Raw genomic sequence first — 17,110 nt, 5'->3', positions numbered from 1 at the left:
AGAGAAACATGTCTCGAGTAGGTAAAAGCCCGATCGCGCTGCAAGGCGCGGAAGTCAAGCTGGCCGACGGTGCAATCATCGTCAAGGGCCCGCTGGGCACCATCACGCAAGCGATCAATCCGCTCGTGAACGTGGCGAACAACGACGGCACGCTGAACCTGTCGCCGGTGAACGAAAGCCGCGAAGCAAATGCACTGTCGGGCACGATGCGCGCGATCATCGCGAATGCCGTGCACGGCGTGACCAAGGGTTTCGAGCGCAAGCTGACGCTGGTTGGCGTCGGTTATCGTGCACAAGCGCAAGGCGACAAGCTGAACCTGTCGCTGGGTTTCTCGCACCCGGTGGTGCACCAGATGCCGGAAGGCGTCAAGGCTGAAACCCCGACGCAAACCGAAATCGTGATCAAGGGGATCAACAAGCAACAAGTCGGTCAAGTGGCTGCGGAAGTCCGCGGTTACCGTCCGCCGGAGCCCTACAAGGGCAAGGGCGTGCGCTATGCCGACGAGGTTGTGATCCTCAAAGAAACGAAGAAGAAGTAAGGGTGCGCAATCATGGATAAGACTCAATCTCGCCTGCGCCGCGCTCGCCAGACGCGTATCAAGATCGCTGAGCTGCAGGTCGCGCGTCTCGCCGTGCATCGCACGAACACGCACATCTACGCTCAAGTGTTCTCGCCCTGCGGCACCAAGGTGCTCGCCAGCGCGTCGACGCTCGAAGCAGAAGTGCGCGCAGAACTGGCCGACAAGTCGGGCAAGGGCGGCAACGTTAATGCCGCGACGCTGATCGGCAAGCGTATTGCCGAGAAGGCAAAGGCTGCCGGCATCGAATCCGTCGCCTTCGACCGCTCGGGCTTCCGCTACCACGGCCGCGTCAAGGCGCTGGCTGAGGCAGCTCGCGAAGCTGGGCTCAAGTTCTAAGGAAGGAATTCGTCATGGCAAAGATGCAAGCGAAAGTTCAGGCTGACGAGCGCGACGACGGCCTTCGTGAAAAGATGATTTCGGTCAACCGCGTGACCAAGGTCGTGAAGGGTGGCCGTATTCTCGGCTTCGCCGCACTGACCGTGGTTGGCGACGGCGATGGCCGCATCGGTATGGGCAAGGGCAAGGCGAAGGAAGTGCCGGTCGCTGTCCAGAAGGCAATGGAACAAGCTCGCCGCAACATGTTCAAGGTGCCGCTCAAGAACGGCACGCTGCAACACGAAGTGCACGGCAAGCACGGCGCATCGGCCGTCCTCCTCGCTCCGGCGAAGGCAGGTACGGGCGTGATCGCCGGCGGCCCGATGCGCGCAGTGTTCGACGTGATGGGCGTTCAGAACGTCGTGGCGAAGAGCCACGGTTCGACGAACCCGTACAACCTCGTTCGCGCCACGCTGGACGGTCTGCGCAAGCAGTCCACCCCGGCAGACATCGCGGCGAAGCGCGGCAAGTCCGTCGAAGAAATTTTGGGCTAAGCCCGGGTGGTCACCATGTCTGAAAAAACTGTCAAGGTTCAGCTCGTTAAGAGCCTGATCGGGACCCGCGAATCGCACCGTGCGACCGTGCGTGGTCTGGGCCTGCGCCGACTCAACTCGGTTAGCGAGCTCCAGGACACGCCGGCGGTCCGCGGCATGATCAACAAGGTCTCGTACCTCGTTAAGGTCATCGCGTAAGCGGCGCTACGGATCAAGGAGTTGATATGGAATTGAATAACCTGAAGCCGGCAGCTGGCGCCAAGCACGCCAAGCGTCGCGTCGGCCGTGGCATCGGTTCGGGCCTCGGCAAGACGGCTGGCCGTGGTCACAAGGGTCAGAAATCGCGTTCGGGCGGCTTCCACAAAGTCGGTTTCGAAGGCGGTCAGATGCCGCTGCAACGTCGTCTGCCGAAGCGCGGCTTCACGTCGCTGACGAAGGAATTCGTCGGTGAAGTGCGCCTGGGCGACCTCGAGAAGCTGCCGGTCGATGAAATCGATCTGCTCGCACTGAAGCAAGCCGGCCTGGTCGGCGAGCTGACGAAGAGCGCAAAGATCATCGCGACGGGCGAACTGAAGCGCAAGATCGTCGTGAAGGGTCTCGGTGCCACCAAGGGTGCGCGCGCTGCGATCGAAGCGGCTGGCGGTTCGTTCGCCGAGTGACACGCGTAGCGCGTCGTCACTTGCATTCATCGGAGAAGGTACTTGGCTAACAGCCCGAGTCTTGCAAAACCCGGTCGAAGCACGGCGAAATTCGGCGATCTGCGCCGGCGAGCGATGTTCCTGCTCCTGGCGCTGATCGTCTATCGCATCGGCGCGCACATTCCCGTGCCGGGCATCGATCCGGATCAACTGGCGAAGCTGTTCCAGAGCCAGGCGGGCGGCATCCTGGGCATGTTCAACATGTTCTCGGGTGGCGCGCTTTCCCGCTTCACGATCTTTGCGCTGGGGATCATGCCGTACATTTCGGCGTCGATCATCATGCAGTTGCTGGCGATCGTCTCGCCGCAGCTCGAGGCGCTGAAGAAGGAAGGGCAGGCAGGGCAACGGAAGATCACGCAGTACACGCGGTATTTCACCGTGGTGCTCGCGACCTTCCAGGCGTTCGGTATCGCGGCTGCGCTGGAAAACCAGCCGGGCCTCGTCACCGATCCCGGCATGCTGTTCCGCCTGACCACGGTCGTGACGCTGGTAACCGGTACGATGTTCCTGATGTGGCTTGGCGAGCAGATTACCGAGCGCGGTCTGGGCAACGGTATCTCGATCATCATCTTCGGCGGGATCGCAGCAGGGTTCCCGAATGCCGTGGGTGGGTTGCTCGAACTGGTGAAAACGGGTTCGATGGGGCCGTTCTCGGCGATCATCATCGTCGTTCTGATTGCCGCGGTGACTTACCTGGTCGTGTTCATCGAACGCGGTCAGCGCAAGATCCTCGTGAACTACGCGAAGCGCCAGGTCGGCAACAAGATCTACGGCGGGCAGTCGTCGCACCTGCCGTTGAAGCTGAACATGTCGGGCGTGATTCCGCCGATCTTCGCGTCGTCGATCATTCTGTTCCCGGCAACGATTCTCGGCTGGTTCAGTACCGGTCAGCCGTCGGGAAGCTGGATTTCCAATACGTTGCATAACGTTGCGGAAGCGCTGAAGCCGGGCCAGCCGGTCTACGTGCTGCTGTACACGCTGGCGATCGTGTTTTTCTGCTTCTTCTACACCGCATTGGTGTTCAACAGCAGGGAAACCGCGGACAACCTGAAGAAGAGCGGCGCGTTTGTTCCGGGCATCCGTCCGGGCGATCAGACCGCACGATATATCGACCGCATCCTCACGCGTCTGACGCTGGCCGGTGCGATCTACATCGTCTTTGTGTGTCTGCTGCCGGAATTCCTGGTGCTGCGCTGGAACGTGCCGTTTTATTTTGGTGGAACGTCGCTGCTGATCATTGTCGTCGTCACGATGGACTTTATGGCGCAGGTGCAGTCGTACGTTATGTCGCAACAGTATGAGTCACTGCTCAAGAAGGCCAACTTCAAGGGCGGCAACATCCCAATGCGTTAAAAAGGACTATGGCCAAAGACGATGTAATCCAGATGCAAGGTGAGGTGATCGAAAACCTCCCGAATGCGACCTTCCGTGTGAAGCTGGAAAACGGCCATGTCGTGTTGGGGCATATCTCCGGAAAGATGCGGATGCACTACATCCGCATTCTCCCGGGCGACAAGGTGACGGTTGAATTGACGCCTTACGATCTGTCTCGTGCGCGGATCGTGTTCCGGGCGAAGTGATTTGAAAAAAGGGTATTATCATGAAAGTGATGGCATCGGTTAAGCGCATTTGCCGCAATTGCAAGATCATCAAGCGCAAAGGCGTCGTTCGCGTGATCTGCAGCTCGGATCCGCGCCACAAGCAGCGCCAAGGCTGACCGCGCGTTTGTTTGCGCTTTTTGTTTGAGGAAAAACAATGGCTCGTATCGCAGGGGTTAACATCCCGAATCACCAGCATACCGAGATTGGCCTGACGGCTATCTTTGGTATCGGCCGCACCCGTTCGCGCAGCATCTGCGTGGCAGCTGGCGTCGATTTTTCGAAGAAGGTCAAGGACCTGACCGACGCAGACTTGGAAAAGCTGCGTGAAGAAGTGGGCAAGTTTGTCGTCGAAGGCGATCTGCGCCGTGAAGTGACGATGAACATCAAGCGCCTGATGGACCTCGGTTGCTACCGTGGCGTTCGTCATCGCAAGGGCCTGCCGATGCGCGGTCAGCGTACGCGTACGAACGCACGTACTCGCAAGGGTCCGCGTCGTGCAGCGCAAGCGCTGAAGAAGTAAGCGGAACTGACAGTTACAGGAAAACGTAATGGCTAAGGCTTCGAACACCGCGGCGCAACGCGTTCGCAAGAAGGTTAAGAAGAACGTCGCTGAAGGCGTGGTTCACGTTCACGCGTCGTTCAACAACACGATCATCACGATCACCGATCGCCAAGGCAACGCACTGGCATGGGCGACGTCGGGCGGTCAGGGCTTCAAGGGCTCGCGCAAATCGACGCCGTTCGCTGCCCAGGTCGCAGCCGAGTCGGCTGGCCGCGTCGCGATGGAATACGGCGTGAAGAATCTGGAAGTGCGGATCAAGGGCCCGGGCCCGGGTCGCGAGTCGGCAGTGCGCGCACTGCACGGCCTCGGCATCAAGATCACCGCGATTTCGGACGTCACCCCGATTCCGCACAACGGCTGCCGCCCGCCGAAGCGTCGTCGTATCTAAAGGTGTGCTGGCACGTTCGTGCTGGCACATTGCCTGTCGCCGCGTAGCGTCGACGGGCGTTGCTTTTTTGATTGACTAAGCCCACCGTTCGCCCCAAAGGGAGCGGACTAGCGTGGATTTCGATCCGCGTGACTGATTGATAAAGGAATGCAAAGTGGCACGTTATATCGGCCCCAAAGCCAAGCTGTCCCGCCGTGAAGGCACCGACCTGTTCCTGAAGAGCGCGCGCCGCTCGCTCGCCGACAAGTGCAAGCTCGACAGCAAGCCGGGTCAGCACGGCCGTACCTCGGGCGCACGTACGTCCGACTATGGTACGCAGCTGCGCGAAAAGCAGAAGGTCAAGCGTATCTACGGCGTGCTGGAGCGTCAGTTCCGCCGCTACTTCGCTGAAGCCGACCGCCGCAAGGGCAACACGGGTGAAAACCTGCTGCAACTGCTCGAGTCGCGCCTCGACAACGTCGTGTATCGCATGGGCTTCGGCTCGACCCGCGCTGAAGCGCGTCAGCTGGTGAGCCACAAGTCGATCACGGTGAACGGCGTCGTCGCGAACGTCCCGTCGCAGCAAGTGAAGTCGGGTGACGTCGTCGCGATTCGCGAAAAGGCGAAGAAGCAAGCGCGTATCGTCGAAGCGCTGTCGCTGGCCGAGCAAGGCGGCATGCCGAGCTGGGTTGCAGTCGATGCGAAGAAGTTCGAAGGCACGTTCAAGCAAATGCCGGAACGCGCTGAAATCGCAGGCGACATCAACGAAAGCCTGATCGTCGAATTGTATTCGCGTTAATCCGATTGACGGCCGAGGTACCCCGATTGCGTTGCGCAAGGAGGGGCCTCGGCTGTTTATTTTCTGGTTGTTACCGGTCAGCCTTATCGGTGTAACGAGCCGAGGGTATTGAAAAGGAAAGCCCATGCAAACCAGTTTGCTGAAACCCAAGATCATCGCCGTGGAATCGCTGGGCGAGAACCACGCGAGGGTGGTCATGGAACCGTTCGAACGCGGTTACGGCCATACCTTGGGCAATGCGCTTCGCCGCGTGCTGCTGTCGTCGATGGTCGGCTACGCGCCGACCGAAGTCACGATCGCAGGCGTGGTGCACGAGTACTCGACGCTGGATGGCGTGCAGGAAGACGTCGTCAACCTGCTGCTGAACCTGAAGGGCGTGGTGTTCAAGCTGCATAACCGTGACGAAGTGACGGTTACGCTGCGCAAGGAAGGTGAAGGCGTTGTCACGGCCGGCGATATCGAGCTGGCTCACGATTGCGAAGTCATCAACCCGAATCACGTGATTGCGCACCTGTCGAAGGGCGGCAAGCTCGACGTTCAGATCAAGATCGAAAAGGGTCGCGGCTACGTGCCCGGCAACGTCCGTCGCTACGGCGAAGACACGGCCAAGATCATCGGCCGCATCGTCCTCGACGCATCGTTCTCGCCGGTTCGCCGCGTGAGCTACGCAGTCGAAAGCGCACGTGTCGAACAGCGTACCGACCTCGACAAGCTCGTGATGAACATCGAAACGAGCGGCGTGATCACGCCGGAAGAGGCGATCCGTCAATCGGCCCGCATCCTGGTCGACCAGCTGTCGGTGTTCGCGGCGCTGGAAGGCACGGAAACGGCAGCCGAAGCGCCGTCGCGTGCACCGCAGATCGATCCGATCCTGCTGCGTCCGGTGGACGATCTCGAGCTGACGGTTCGTTCGGCGAACTGCCTGAAGGCCGAGAACATCTACTACATCGGCGACCTGATCCAGCGCACGGAAAACGAGCTGCTGAAGACGCCGAACCTCGGTCGCAAGTCGCTCAACGAGATCAAGGAAGTACTCGCTTCGCGCGGTCTCACGCTGGGCATGAAGCTCGAAAACTGGCCGCCGGCTGGTCTCGACAAGTAATCACGGTTGTTGCAGTAGTTGGCAAAGATGCGGATTTTCCTTTAAAATCCGCATCTTGCTTTTTTCGCTACCGGCCCGTGCACCCGTCGAGGTGCGATAGAAGAGCTGGATCAAAACTTTGAATCAAGGAAACTGAAATGCGCCATCGTCATGGTCTGCGGAAACTGAACCGCACGAGCAGCCACCGTCTGGCTATGCTCCGTAACATGTCCAACTCGCTGATCGAGCACGAAGTCATCAAGACGACGCTGCCGAAGGCGAAGGAACTCCGTAAAGTCGTCGAGCCGCTGATCACGCTCGGCAAGAAGCCGTCGCTGGCAAACCGTCGCCTGGCGTTCAACCGCCTGCGCGATCGTGACTCGGTGGCGAAGCTGTTCGACGTGCTCGGTCCGCGTTTCGCGAACCGTCCGGGCGGCTACCTGCGCGTGCTGAAGTTCGGCTTCCGCGTCGGCGACAACGCACCGATGGCACTGGTCGAGCTGCTCGATCGTCCGGAAGTCGACGAAACGGAAAACGTGCAAGAAGCCGAGTAAGCTTCCGGTACGCAGCAGTATCTGAAAGGGGCCGAGCAATTGCTTGGCCCTTTTTGTTTTCGAGGCGCCGGCTGCGATCGATTGTCGCGAGGCGGTGCCGGCAGCGTTGTGCGTGCTGCGCTACGATACGGGGCAGCCGGCGCGTGCCCCAGGTGGCCACCCGTGTCGGCAGGAGCCGATAGACCAGCCAGGAGGGCGCGGATGATAGTGGTGCTGATGCTGACGACGGTACCCGATGCGGCGACGGCAGCGGCCCTTTCCGACGGCGCGCTCGACGCGCGGCTTGCCGCTTGCGTGTCGGAGCTCGGCGCGATCAGGTCGCGCTATCACTGGCAGGGCAAGGTCGAAACGGCCGACGAGATCCAGTTGCTGTTCAAGACGAGCCCCGTGCGGGCGCTCGAACTGGAGCGATTTATTCTCGCGCATCATCCATACGAGACGCCCGAAATCGTCTCCTGGCAGGCGACGGCTTCGGCTGCGTACGGTCAGTGGGTGACCAGCGAAACTCAACGTCTATTTCATGTTTAACGGTATGGCGCTTTCCGTGCGTGCGCGCGCGCTGCGGCTCATCGCAGTCCTGTTTTCGTTCGTGTTCGTATTGGGCGGCCTGTCGGTTGCCCGGGCGGCCGACGATTTCCTCGATCCGTCGGTGGCGTTCAAGTTCAGTGCGAGTGAATCGCCTGGGCAGGTGGACGTCCGCTTCAAGGTGGCCAACGGCTACTACCTGTACCGCGAGCGATTTGCGTTCGCGGTGAAGAGCGGGCAGGCGACGCTCGGCGAGCCGCAATTCCCGGCGGGTCACGTGAAGTTCGACCAGACGTTCCAGAAGGACGTCGAGACCTATCGTGACGAAGTCGTCGTGCACGTACCGGTCAAGCAGGCATCGGGACCGTTCGAGCTCGCCGTGACGTCGCAGGGGTGCGCCGACGAGGGCATCTGCTATCCGCCGGCCGAGCACGTCGTGAAGGTCGATGGCGCCGCATTGGGCGCAGCGGCACCGTCGTCGGGCGACGCAGCTGCCGCGGGCAGCTGGTTCGACAAGGTCACGAGCGCCGATTTCGCGCAGTCGCTGCTCGAAGGGCATGGCTTTTTCACGATCGTCGCACTGTATTTCGTCGCCGGCGTCGTGCTGAGCCTCCTGCCGTGTTCGTATCCGATGATTCCGATCGTGTCCGCGATCATCATCGGCCAGGGCACGCGCGCGACGCATGCGCGCGGCTTCGCGCTGTCGCTCACCTATGTGGTCGGCATGGCGCTGGTCTACACGGTGCTCGGCATCGCCGCGGCGCTGGTCGGCCAGAGCCTCGGCGCGTGGTTGCAGAATCCGTGGGTGCTCGGCGCATTCGGCGTGCTGCTGACCGCGTTTGCCGTGTCGCTGATTTCGGGCAAGGACCTCGCGCTGCCCGCACGCTGGCAGAATGGCGCGGCCGAGGCGTCGAGCGCACGCCAGGGCGGCCATTTCATCGCGGTCGCGGCGATGGGCGCGCTGTCGGCGCTGGTCGTCGGCGCCTGCATGACCGCGCCGCTGTTCGCGGTGCTCGCGTTCATCGCGCACACCGGCAATGCGCTGCTCGGCGGGGCCGCGCTGTTCGCGATGGGGCTGGGGCTCGGCGTGCCGCTGCTCGTCGTCGGCGTCGGTGCCGGGACGGTGCTGCCGCGCGCGGGCGCGTGGATGGACGGCGTGAAGGTGTTCTTTGGCATCGTGCTGCTCGCGGCCGCTCTGTGGATCGTCTGGCCGGTGCTCGCGGGCGGGCTGAAGATGGTGCTCGCCGCGTTGTGGCTGCTGATCGCGGCCGCGGCGCTCGGGCTGTTCACGCCGAATGCCGGCGCCGCATCGATCTGGCGGCGCCTGGGCCGAGGCCTCGGCGCCGCGCTCGCAATCTGGGCGGCGACGCTGCTCGTCGGCCTTGCCGCGGGGTCGACCGATCCCGTCAAGCCGCTGGCCGTGCTCGCGGCGCGTACGGTGGCGTCGGGCGGTGCTGCGGCATCGGCCGGTGCGGCTGCCGCACAGGACGGCCCGGCGTTCGCGTCGGTGCGCTCCAGCGGAGAACTCGACGCGCTGCTGAAGACGTCGGGCCAGCCCGTGATGCTCGACTTCTACGCCGACTGGTGCGTGAGCTGCAAGGAGATGGAGCATCTGACGTTTAGCGATGCGCGCGTGCAGGCGCGGCTCGCGCAGCTGCACCTTGTGCGCGCCGACGTCACCGCGAACAACCCGGACGACCAGGCCCTGCTGAAGCGCTTCAACCTGTTCGGGCCGCCGGGCATCATCTTCTTCGATCGCAGCGGCAACGAGATCGGGCGCGTGGTCGGCTACCAGGCCGCCGAGACCTTTCTGCGCAGTCTCGACCGGGCCGCCGTTCCGACGGCATGACGGCACCCGCCGGGCAAGCGACGGCAGCGAGCCGGGGCGCGCGTGCGGCATGAGCCGATATCCGGCTGGACAGGCAGCATCGAGCGACGGCAAACAAAAAACGGCGGGACACCGAAGTGTCCCGCCGTTTGTGTTTCCGCCCGCCGGCGGGTAATCAGCGCTGCGCTTTCAGCAGGCGCGCGGCGTCGAGCGCGAAGTACGTGAGTACGCCGTCGGCGCCCGCGCGCTTGAACGCGAGCAGCGATTCGAGCACGACCTTGTCGTGGTCGAGCCAGCCGTTCATCGCAGCCGCCTTCAGCATCGCGTATTCGCCGCTTACCTGGTACACGTAGGTCGGGAAGCGGAACTCGTCCTTCACGCGGCGCACGATGTCGAGATACGGCATGCCGGGCTTGACCATCACCATGTCGGCGCCTTCGTCGATGTCGAGGCGCACCTCGCGCAGCGCTTCGTCGCTGTTTGCCGGATCCATCTGGTAGGTCATCTTGTTGCCCTTGCCCAGATTGGACGCCGAGCCGACGGCGTCGCGGAACGGGCCGTAGAACGCCGACGCGAACTTGGCCGAATAGGCCATGATGCGCGTGTGGACGTGGCCGTCGCTTTCCAGCATTTCGCGGACCGCGCCGATGCGGCCGTCCATCATGTCCGACGGCGCGACGATGTCGACGCCGGCTTCCGCCTGCGTACGCGCCTGGTCGACCAGGATCTCGATCGTATCGTCGTTGATCACGTAGCCCAACTCGTCGAGCACGCCGTCCTGGCCGTGGCTCGTGTACGGATCGAGTGCGACGTCGGTCAGCACGCCGAGCTCGGGGAAGCGCTTCTTCAGCTCGCGCACCGCACGGGGGATCAGGCCTTCCGGATTGGCCGCTTCGCGGCCGTCGGGCGTTTTCAGCGACGGCTCGATGGCCGGGAACAGCGACAGCACGGGCACGCCGAGTTCGACGCATTGCTCGGCGACGTGCATCAGCAGATCGACGGACACGCGCTCGACGCCGGGCATCGACGGCACCGGCTGGCGTTCGTTGGCGCCTTCGACGACGAACACCGGATAGATCAGGTCGTCGGTGGTCAGGCGGTTTTCGCGCATCAGGCGCCGGGAGAAGTCGTCGCGGCGCATCCGGCGCGGACGATGAAGCGGATGGAAGCTCATGGCGATTGGGCAGAAATCAGGGCAGTAAGGACCTTACGGAACCCTTAGGTCATTTTTGAGAGCGTTGGTATATGATAGCGATCGAGCGGTACGCGTTGCGTGCAGCTCCCCGCTTCTCCTCCCTGAGCGGGTGCCTGTCGTTTTTCGATTAGGCTGTTTGACCCGCCGTTCAACGGCGGGTTTTTTTTTGAGCCGGCCGAATCCGCAGGCGCCGTCAGGTGCGCGCCGCCGATCCCGGCCGCGCGCTGCCCGCTCATTGTGCAACAGGCTCGCTTTTTTCGTCGGCGGCGGACGGCCGCACCCAGCTCTCGATCAGCTCGTGCGCCTCGTCGAGCCCCGTGCGCTTCAGCGCGGAGAACAGCTGGACCGTCAGCTTGCCCTGGACACCCTGGTCGCGATACGCATCGAGCCCCTTTTGGGCGGTCCGCAGCGCATTGATGCTTTCCTGCCGCGTCAATTTGTCGCACTTCGTCAGCAGCGTGTGGATCGGCTTGCCGGTCGGCACGAACCACTCGATCATGCGGCGATCGAGATCGGTCAGCGGGCGGCGCGAATCCATCATCAGGATCAGGCCGCAGAGCTGCGAGCGCGTCGCGAGGTAGGACGACAGCAGCATTTCCCAGTGCGCCTTCGCGGCGCCGGGCACTTCGGCGTAGCCGTAGCCGGGCAGGTCGACGAGATTCGCGACGGGCTCGGCGGCCGGGCCGACGGAGAAGTAGTTGATGTGCTGCGTGCGGCCGGGCGTCTTCGACGCGAAGGCCAGCCGTTTCTGGTTGCACAGCACGTTGATCGCCGTCGATTTGCCGGCGTTCGAGCGGCCCGCGAACGCGATTTCCGGCTGCACCGTCGGCGGCAGGTCGCGCAGATGGTTGACGGTCGTGTAGAAGCGGGCTTGATGGAGCAGAAAGGCCATGGGAACCGGAAGGACGGGCGGCACGAGCCGCGTGGTGGAGGCGGGGTAGCCCCGATAGGCGCGGGAGCTTTCAGCACGATATTGTACAATACGGCGGTTTTGCCGAAGGCCACCGGGCGCCTGCCTCGCGCTTTTATGTGGCTTCTGCGGTAGACTGAACGCCGTCGTTTTTTGCAGAACCTCAAATTCCCACAAGACGAAACAGGGTGTGCGAATGAATCGACTGTGCAAGTCTCTGATGGTGCTTCAGGTTGCAGCAGGGTTCGTAGGTTTCGTGGCGGAGGCAAACGCGGCGGAGGCGGCAAAACCGGATCTCGATCGCGGCAAGGCGATTGCCGGGCAGGTCTGCGCGTCGTGTCACGGCGCCGACGGCAATAGCGCGTCGGGCAGTTTTCCGAAGCTTGCCGGCCAGCACCCCGAGTATCTGGTCAAGCAGTTGAACGACTTCAAGACGCAGTCGGGCGCGAAGGGGCCGGCGCGTACCAACGCGGTGATGGTCGGATTCGCGAGCGCGCTGAGCGCGGACGACATGCGCAACGTCGCCGCGTATTACGGGTCGCAGACGACGAAGCTCGGCACCGCCCGCGATGCGGCGACGGTGCCGATCGGCCAGAAGATCTATCGCGGCGGCATCGCGGAGAAGGGCGTCCCCGCCTGCGCGAGCTGCCACGGGCCGACGGGGCAGGGGATTCCGGTCCAGTATCCGCGTCTGTCGGGGCAGTGGGCCGATTACACGGTCGCGCAGTTGGCCGCGTTCCAGCAGGGTACCGGCGCGCGCAACAACAACGAGGCGATGCATCAGATCGCGACGCGGCTGTCGGACAACGAGATCAAGGCCGTCGCGGATTACATCGCGGGCCTGCGTTGAGCGGTCAGCCGCGAATGGAATGACCGGGCGCCCGAAGGGCAACCGGAGTCAGAACAAGAAAAGGGTGGGGCGCCGCGTCGTTGCGGCCGCCTTGCCCTTTTTTGTTGTCAGTCGGAGTGTGAATGAGCGTTACCACGTCGGGGTTGCAGTCGAAGTCGGGTCAGGGTGCGTCGAGGCGCGCGGTCGAGCTGCTGAGCTCGATGCGTTTCGCGATCGCGCTGCTGGTGGTGCTGTCGATTGCCAGCATCATCGGCACGGTCCTGACCCAGGACGACCCGTATCCGAACTACGTGAACCAGTTCGGGCCGTTCTGGGCGGACATCTTCCGCTCGCTCGGCCTGTACAGCGTGTACAGCGCGTGGTGGTTCATGCTGATCCTGATCTTCCTCGTCGTGTCGATCTCGCTGTGCGTGATCCGCAACGCGCCGAAGATGCTCGCCGATGCGAAGAGCTGGAAGGACAAGGTCCGCGAAGGCAGCCTGCGCGCATTCCACCACAAGGCCGAATACACGGCGTCCGGCACGCGTGCGACCGTCGCGGCGACGCTCGCCACGTTCGTCGCGAAGGCCGGCTACAAGCACGTCGTGCGTGAAACCGGCGACGCGACGCTGATCTCCGCGAAGCGCGGCGCGATGACCAAGTGGGGCTACATCTCCGCGCACCTGGCGATCGTCGTGATCTGTATCGGCGGCCTGCTCGACAGCAACCTGCCGATCAAATTCCAGATGCTGATCTTCGGCAAGAGCCCGGTCAACACGAGCGCGACGATCAGCGAGATCTCGCCCGACCATCGCCTGTCCGCGTCGAACCCGACGTTCCGCGGCTATGCCTGGGTGCCCGAGGGCCAGTTCGTGTCGACCGCGATCCTGAACCAGCCGAGCGGCTCGCTGATCCAGGACCTGCCGTTCTCGATCCAGCTCAACAAGTTCATCGTCGACTACTACACGACGGGCATGCCGAAGCTGTTCGCGAGCGACATCGTCGTGATCGATCGCGAGACGGGCCAGAAGATCCCGGCGCGCGTCGAAGTCAACAAGCCGTTCACGTACAAGGGTGTGTCGATCTACCAGTCGAGCTTCCAGGACGGCGGTTCGCAGATGCAGATGACGGCCTACCCGATGACGGGCGGCAACGCGAAGACCTTCCCCGTGCAGGGCACGATCGGCAGTTCGGCGCCGCTGCAGATGCCGGGCGCCGACGGCGACACGATCGAGTTCTCCGATTTCCGCGCGATCAACGTCGAGAACATGGCCGACGCGAACGGCAAGCCGGACGTGCGCGGCGTCGCGAAGACGGAGTCGCTGAAGGAGGTGTTCGACGAACGGCTCGGCTCCGGCGCGAAGACCTCGAAGCCGACGCAGCTGCACAACATCGGCCCGTCCGTGCAGTACAAGATCCGCGGCAAGGACGGCCAGGCGCGCGAATTCAACAACTACATGCTGCCCGTCGACATGAACGGCGAGCGCGTGTTCCTCGCCGGCGTGCGGGCGAGCCCGAACGATCCGTTCCGCTACATGCGGATTCCGGCCGACAGCCAGGATTCGATCGGCGAATGGATGCGCCTGCGCGCCGCGCTCGAGGATCCGGCCGTGCGCGCCGAAGCCGCCGCGCGCTTCGCGCAGCGTTCGCTGCCCGGCACCGATGCGTCGCTGCGCAGCCGCCTGCAGGACAGCGCGTCGAAGGTGCTGACCCTTTTTGCGGCGAGCGACGACAGCGTCGGGCGCGGCGCCGACGGCGAGCCGATCGGCGGCTTCCAGGCCGTGGCGACGTTCATCGACCGCTCGGTGCCGAAGGCCGAGCAGGAGAAGGCCGCGAGCCTGTTGCTGCGGATGCTCGAGGGCTCGATGTGGGAGGTATGGCAGATCGCGCGCGAGCGGGCCGGCGAGCCGGCCGCGCAGCAGGGCGCCGACACGATCCGCTTCGTGCAGAACGCGATCAATGCGCTATCCGACAGCTTCCTGTATGGATCGCCCGTCTATTTGCAGCTTGATTCATTCAAGCAGGTGCAAGCTTCGGTATTTCAGTTGACGCGCGCACCCGGCAAGAATCTGGTGTATCTTGGCAGCCTGCTGCTGGTCGCCGGTATCTTCTCGATGTTCTACGTGCGAGAGCGGCGCCTCTGGTTCTGGCTGAAGGACGCCGGTTCGGGCGTCGACGTGGTGATGGCCATGTCCACGGCCCGCAAGACCTTCGATTTCGAGAAAGAATTCGTGCAGACGCGCGACGCGGCCGGCGTCGCCTTGCGCGCCGCCCCTCGCGATGCCGCGCCTGCCGGCACGGCATCGACGGCCCGCCCGCCTGCCGGCGGCGGTTCCGAATCCGAGAATTCCACCCGGTAACATCATGGATCTCACGCAAGTTTCCTCTTCCCGTCGGGCGTCGGCCCAGGCTCCGGCCGTGGCGCCGCTGTTCGACGACCGTCCGTTCCTCGCGCGCCTGTCGCTGCTCGACTGGCTGTTCGCACTGGCGCTCGTGGCGGGCGCGGGCTATGCGCTCGTGCACTACAACGGGCACATGAATTACTACGACAAGGTAGTGTTGATCGGCACCGTGCCGGCGCTGGTCACGCTCGGCTGGCGCTGGAAACCCGCGCGCCTGATGATGGCGTCGATCGCCGTGCTGGCGCTGCTGTCGATCCAGATCTACCAGGGCGATCTCGCGCGAGCGGATTCGGCGTTCTTCCTCAAGTACTTCCTGTCGAGCCAGTCGGCGATCCTGTGGATGAGCGCGCTGTTCGTGCTCGCGACGATCTTCTACTGGATCGGCTTGCTCGCGCGCTCGGAGACGGGCGCCGCGATCGGCCAGAAACTCACGTGGGTCGCCGTGCTGATGGGCTTCACGGGGCTGATGGTGCGCTGGTACGAGTCCTACCTGATCGGTGCGGACGTCGGGCATATCCCCGTGTCGAACCTCTATGAAGTGTTCGTGCTGTTCAGCCTGATCACCGCGCTGCTCTATCTGTACTACGAAGGTCACTACGGCACGCGCTCGCTCGGCGCGTTCGTGCTGCTGGTCATCAGCGCGGCGGTCGGCTTCCTGATGTGGTACTCGGTCGCGCGCGATGCGCAACAGATCCAGCCGCTCGTGCCGGCGCTGCAGAGCTGGTGGATGAAGATCCACGTGCCGGCGAACTTCATCGGCTACGGCAGCTTCGCGCTGTCGGCGATGGTGTCGGTCGCCTACCTGATGAAGGAGCGCGGCGTGCTCGCGGATCGCCTGCCGACGCTCGAGGTGCTCGACGACGTGATGTACAAGTCGATCGCGGTCGGTTTTGCGTTCTTCACGATCGCGACGATTCTCGGCGCGCTGTGGGCGGCCGAGGCATGGGGCGGCTACTGGAGCTGGGACCCGAAGGAAACCTGGGCGCTGATCGTGTGGCTGAACTACGCGGCATGGCTGCACATGCGCTTGATGAAGGGCCTGCGTGGCGCGGTTGCCGCATGGTGGGCGCTCACCGGCCTGCTGGTGACGACGTTCGCGTTCCTCGGCGTCAACATGTTCCTGTCCGGGCTGCATAGCTACGGCAAGCTGTAAGATTTCCGCCGCTCGTCCGACTACAAGACCGCCGGTGCACTGCGTGCCCGGCGGTTTTCTTTTGTAACGGGCGGGCGATCCGGGCGTCGAACGGCGCAAGATGGGGCGGGTCGAATGCCGATGACGCATGTGCGCCGCGCATGCAGGAGGAGCAGCACGATGTGGATCAAACGACCTGAACGGAACGTCCTGACCGGCGGCGATATCGCACTCGGCGAAATCACGCCGCGCGAAATATTCGAGAACCGCCGGCGCATCCTGCAGGCGGCCGGCCTCGCGGCGGCGGGCGGGTTGCTCGGCGCCAGCGGCGCGGCCTTCGCCGCGTATGCGTCCTCCGACGCGCGGGCCGCGAAGCTCGCGGCGAAAACGAATCCGAAGTTCGTCGCGGCCGACAAGGTGACGCCGTTCAAGGACATCACGTCCTACAACAACTTCTACGAATTCGGCACCGACAAGAGCGACCCCGCCCAGAATGCCGGCACGCTGCGGCCGCGCCCGTGGCGCGTGAGCGTCGAGGGCGAGGTGCAGCACCCGAAGGTGTTCGATCTCGACGAACTGCTGAAGCTCGCGCCGCTCGAGGAGCGCGTGTACCGGCTGCGCTGCGTCGAGGGATGGTCGATGGTGATCCCGTGGATCGGCGTCCCGCTGTCCGAACTGATCAAGCGCGTGCAGCCGACCGGCAACGCGAAATACGTGCAGTTCATCACGCTGGCCGATCCGTCGCAGATGCCGGGCCTCTCGACCCCCGTGCTCGACTGGCCGTACTCGGAAGGGCTGCGGATGGACGAGGCGATGCATCCGCTGACGCTGCTGACGATGGGCGTCTACGGGCAGGTGCTGCCGAACCAGAACGGCGCGCCGGTGCGGATCGTCGTGCCCTGGAAGTACGGCTTCAAGAGCGCGAAGTCGCTCGTGAAGATCCGCTTCGTCGACAAGCAGCCGAAGACGAGCTGGAACACCTACGCATCGAACGAGTACGGCTTCTATTCGAACGTGAACCCGAATGTCGATCATCCGCGCTGGAGCCAGGCGACCGAGCGGCGCATCGGCGAGGACGGCTTCTTCACGCCTAAGCGCAAGACGCTGATGTTCAACGGCTACGGCGACCTGGTCGCGTCGATGTATCAGGGCATGGACCTGAAGCGGAACTTCTGAC

At 63.5% G+C, this 17,110-nt stretch carries 21 protein-coding genes; 19 read left to right on the top strand and 2 right to left on the bottom strand.

The features are described 5' to 3' along the window. Positions 1-8 precede the first annotated feature (8 nt). From rplF to dsbD, 15 genes are all read left to right on the top strand, one after another. Positions 9-539, top strand: coding sequence for a 50S ribosomal protein L6 (gene rplF, locus GQ57_RS20495; RefSeq protein WP_031400141.1), 531 nt, complete (start codon positions 9-11; stop codon positions 537-539). Positions 540-551: 12 nt separating this feature from the next. Further along, complete coding sequence (gene rplR, locus GQ57_RS20490; RefSeq protein ID WP_006477183.1) at positions 552-917, top strand: 50S ribosomal protein L18; 366 nt, start codon at positions 552-554, stop codon at positions 915-917. Positions 918-931: 14 nt separating this feature from the next. Continuing rightward, positions 932-1,450 carry a 30S ribosomal protein S5 gene (gene rpsE / locus GQ57_RS20485; RefSeq protein ID WP_006482895.1) on the top strand — a complete coding sequence of 173 codons (519 nt, stop codon included), beginning with the start codon at positions 932-934 and terminating at the stop codon, positions 1,448-1,450. 15 nt (positions 1,451-1,465) lie between these two features. Continuing rightward, the gene (gene rpmD / locus GQ57_RS20480; protein WP_006400644.1) at positions 1,466-1,648 is read left to right on the top strand and encodes a 50S ribosomal protein L30; all 183 of its coding nucleotides are present in this window, start codon (positions 1,466-1,468) and stop codon (positions 1,646-1,648) included. Between the two features lie 26 nt (positions 1,649-1,674). Beyond that, positions 1,675-2,109: a 50S ribosomal protein L15 gene (rplO, locus tag GQ57_RS20475; protein ID WP_006482880.1), complete on the top strand. Its 435-nt coding sequence runs from the start codon at positions 1,675-1,677 to the stop codon at positions 2,107-2,109. A gap of 42 nt (positions 2,110-2,151) precedes the next feature. Beyond that, entirely contained in the window at positions 2,152-3,501 is a 1,350-nt protein-coding gene (gene secY / locus GQ57_RS20470) for a preprotein translocase subunit SecY (protein WP_031400140.1), read from the top strand. Positions 3,502-3,509: 8 nt separating this feature from the next. Continuing rightward, positions 3,510-3,728 carry a translation initiation factor IF-1 gene (gene infA, locus GQ57_RS20465; protein WP_004521905.1) on the top strand — a complete coding sequence of 73 codons (219 nt, stop codon included), beginning with the start codon at positions 3,510-3,512 and terminating at the stop codon, positions 3,726-3,728. A 20-nt stretch (positions 3,729-3,748) separates the two neighbouring features. Next, positions 3,749-3,865, top strand: coding sequence for a 50S ribosomal protein L36 (gene rpmJ / locus GQ57_RS20460; RefSeq protein WP_004199844.1), 117 nt, complete (start codon positions 3,749-3,751; stop codon positions 3,863-3,865). A 38-nt stretch (positions 3,866-3,903) separates the two neighbouring features. After that, on the top strand, positions 3,904-4,269 hold the full coding sequence (gene rpsM / locus GQ57_RS20455; protein ID WP_006400641.1) for a 30S ribosomal protein S13: 366 nt from the start codon (positions 3,904-3,906) through the stop codon (positions 4,267-4,269). A 28-nt stretch (positions 4,270-4,297) separates the two neighbouring features. Then, positions 4,298-4,699 (top strand): 30S ribosomal protein S11, encoded by a 402-nt coding sequence (gene rpsK, locus GQ57_RS20450; protein WP_004197937.1) that lies wholly within the window; start codon positions 4,298-4,300, stop codon positions 4,697-4,699. 154 nt (positions 4,700-4,853) lie between these two features. Then, positions 4,854-5,477, top strand: a complete 624-nt coding sequence (gene rpsD, locus GQ57_RS20445) for a 30S ribosomal protein S4 (RefSeq protein ID WP_011350679.1) — start codon at positions 4,854-4,856, stop codon at positions 5,475-5,477. 124 nt (positions 5,478-5,601) lie between these two features. Further along, positions 5,602-6,579 carry a DNA-directed RNA polymerase subunit alpha gene (locus GQ57_RS20440; protein ID WP_006477176.1) on the top strand — a complete coding sequence of 326 codons (978 nt, stop codon included), beginning with the start codon at positions 5,602-5,604 and terminating at the stop codon, positions 6,577-6,579. A 137-nt stretch (positions 6,580-6,716) separates the two neighbouring features. Continuing rightward, a complete protein-coding gene (rplQ, locus tag GQ57_RS20435) occupies positions 6,717-7,112 on the top strand; it encodes a 50S ribosomal protein L17 (protein WP_006477175.1) in 396 nt (131 codons plus the stop codon). A 201-nt stretch (positions 7,113-7,313) separates the two neighbouring features. Next, positions 7,314-7,640: a divalent-cation tolerance protein CutA gene (cutA, locus tag GQ57_RS20430; protein WP_031400139.1), complete on the top strand. Its 327-nt coding sequence runs from the start codon at positions 7,314-7,316 to the stop codon at positions 7,638-7,640. Next, complete coding sequence (dsbD, locus tag GQ57_RS20425) at positions 7,633-9,486, top strand: protein-disulfide reductase DsbD (RefSeq protein ID WP_031400138.1); 1,854 nt, start codon at positions 7,633-7,635, stop codon at positions 9,484-9,486. The genes cutA and dsbD overlap by 8 nt, the downstream gene beginning before the upstream one ends. 154 nt (positions 9,487-9,640) lie before the next feature. On the opposite strand, the gene hemB is transcribed toward dsbD, so the two are convergent. Both hemB and yihA read right to left on the bottom strand, forming a co-directional pair. Continuing rightward, a complete protein-coding gene (gene hemB, locus GQ57_RS20420) occupies positions 9,641-10,639 on the bottom strand; it encodes a porphobilinogen synthase (RefSeq protein WP_034198888.1) in 999 nt (332 codons plus the stop codon). Between the two features lie 253 nt (positions 10,640-10,892). Next, on the bottom strand, positions 10,893-11,552 hold the full coding sequence (gene yihA, locus GQ57_RS20415; RefSeq protein ID WP_031400136.1) for a ribosome biogenesis GTP-binding protein YihA/YsxC: 660 nt from the start codon (positions 11,550-11,552) through the stop codon (positions 10,893-10,895). Positions 11,553-11,766: 214 nt separating this feature from the next. Between yihA and GQ57_RS20410 the strand changes: the two genes are divergently transcribed. The 4 genes from GQ57_RS20410 to msrP all read left to right on the top strand — a co-directional run bounded on the left by GQ57_RS20410 (position 11,767) and on the right by msrP (position 17,109). Further along, the gene (locus tag GQ57_RS20410; RefSeq protein ID WP_031400135.1) at positions 11,767-12,420 is read left to right on the top strand and encodes a c-type cytochrome; all 654 of its coding nucleotides are present in this window, start codon (positions 11,767-11,769) and stop codon (positions 12,418-12,420) included. A 122-nt stretch (positions 12,421-12,542) separates the two neighbouring features. After that, on the top strand, positions 12,543-14,759 hold the full coding sequence (locus tag GQ57_RS20405) for a cytochrome c biogenesis protein ResB (RefSeq protein WP_034198887.1): 2,217 nt from the start codon (positions 12,543-12,545) through the stop codon (positions 14,757-14,759). Between the two features lie 4 nt (positions 14,760-14,763). After that, the gene (gene ccsB, locus GQ57_RS20400) at positions 14,764-15,954 is read left to right on the top strand and encodes a c-type cytochrome biogenesis protein CcsB (protein WP_031400133.1); all 1,191 of its coding nucleotides are present in this window, start codon (positions 14,764-14,766) and stop codon (positions 15,952-15,954) included. A 159-nt stretch (positions 15,955-16,113) separates the two neighbouring features. Beyond that, positions 16,114-17,109 carry a protein-methionine-sulfoxide reductase catalytic subunit MsrP gene (msrP, locus tag GQ57_RS20395; RefSeq protein WP_034198893.1) on the top strand — a complete coding sequence of 332 codons (996 nt, stop codon included), beginning with the start codon at positions 16,114-16,116 and terminating at the stop codon, positions 17,107-17,109. Position 17,110 lies beyond the last annotated feature (1 nt).

Source organism: Burkholderia sp. MSh2 (assembly GCF_000731655.1).
In the GTDB taxonomy this organism is placed as follows: domain Bacteria; phylum Pseudomonadota; class Gammaproteobacteria; order Burkholderiales; family Burkholderiaceae; genus Burkholderia; species Burkholderia paludis.
Note: the sequence above shows the minus strand (reverse complement) of the source record. Positions and strands in the feature narration are given on the sequence as shown.

Bases quoted from the DNA above. Each gene is read 5' to 3' on its own strand.
- rplF (WP_031400141.1), top strand. From the start codon at position 9: ATGTCTCGAGTAGGTAAAAGCCCGATCGCGCTGCAAGGCGCGGAAGTC.
- rplR (WP_006477183.1), top strand. From the start codon at position 552: ATGGATAAGACTCAATCTCGCCTGCGCCGCGCTCGCCAGACGCGTATC.
- rpsE (WP_006482895.1), top strand. From the start codon at position 932: ATGGCAAAGATGCAAGCGAAAGTTCAGGCTGACGAGCGCGACGACGGC.
- rpmD (WP_006400644.1), top strand. From the start codon at position 1,466: ATGTCTGAAAAAACTGTCAAGGTTCAGCTCGTTAAGAGCCTGATCGGG.
- rplO (WP_006482880.1), top strand. From the start codon at position 1,675: ATGGAATTGAATAACCTGAAGCCGGCAGCTGGCGCCAAGCACGCCAAG.
- infA (WP_004521905.1), top strand. From the start codon at position 3,510: ATGGCCAAAGACGATGTAATCCAGATGCAAGGTGAGGTGATCGAAAAC.
- rpmJ (WP_004199844.1), top strand. From the start codon at position 3,749: ATGAAAGTGATGGCATCGGTTAAGCGCATTTGCCGCAATTGCAAGATC.
- rpsM (WP_006400641.1), top strand. From the start codon at position 3,904: ATGGCTCGTATCGCAGGGGTTAACATCCCGAATCACCAGCATACCGAG.
- rpsK (WP_004197937.1), top strand. From the start codon at position 4,298: ATGGCTAAGGCTTCGAACACCGCGGCGCAACGCGTTCGCAAGAAGGTT.
- GQ57_RS20440 (WP_006477176.1), top strand. From the start codon at position 5,602: ATGCAAACCAGTTTGCTGAAACCCAAGATCATCGCCGTGGAATCGCTG.
- rplQ (WP_006477175.1), top strand. From the start codon at position 6,717: ATGCGCCATCGTCATGGTCTGCGGAAACTGAACCGCACGAGCAGCCAC.
- cutA (WP_031400139.1), top strand. From the start codon at position 7,314: ATGATAGTGGTGCTGATGCTGACGACGGTACCCGATGCGGCGACGGCA.
- dsbD (WP_031400138.1), top strand. From the start codon at position 7,633: ATGTTTAACGGTATGGCGCTTTCCGTGCGTGCGCGCGCGCTGCGGCTC.
- hemB (WP_034198888.1), bottom strand. From the start codon at position 10,639: ATGAGCTTCCATCCGCTTCATCGTCCGCGCCGGATGCGCCGCGACGAC.
- yihA (WP_031400136.1), bottom strand. From the start codon at position 11,552: ATGGCCTTTCTGCTCCATCAAGCCCGCTTCTACACGACCGTCAACCAT.
- GQ57_RS20410 (WP_031400135.1), top strand. From the start codon at position 11,767: ATGAATCGACTGTGCAAGTCTCTGATGGTGCTTCAGGTTGCAGCAGGG.
- GQ57_RS20405 (WP_034198887.1), top strand. From the start codon at position 12,543: ATGAGCGTTACCACGTCGGGGTTGCAGTCGAAGTCGGGTCAGGGTGCG.
- ccsB (WP_031400133.1), top strand. From the start codon at position 14,764: ATGGATCTCACGCAAGTTTCCTCTTCCCGTCGGGCGTCGGCCCAGGCT.
- msrP (WP_034198893.1), top strand. From the start codon at position 16,114: ATGTGGATCAAACGACCTGAACGGAACGTCCTGACCGGCGGCGATATC.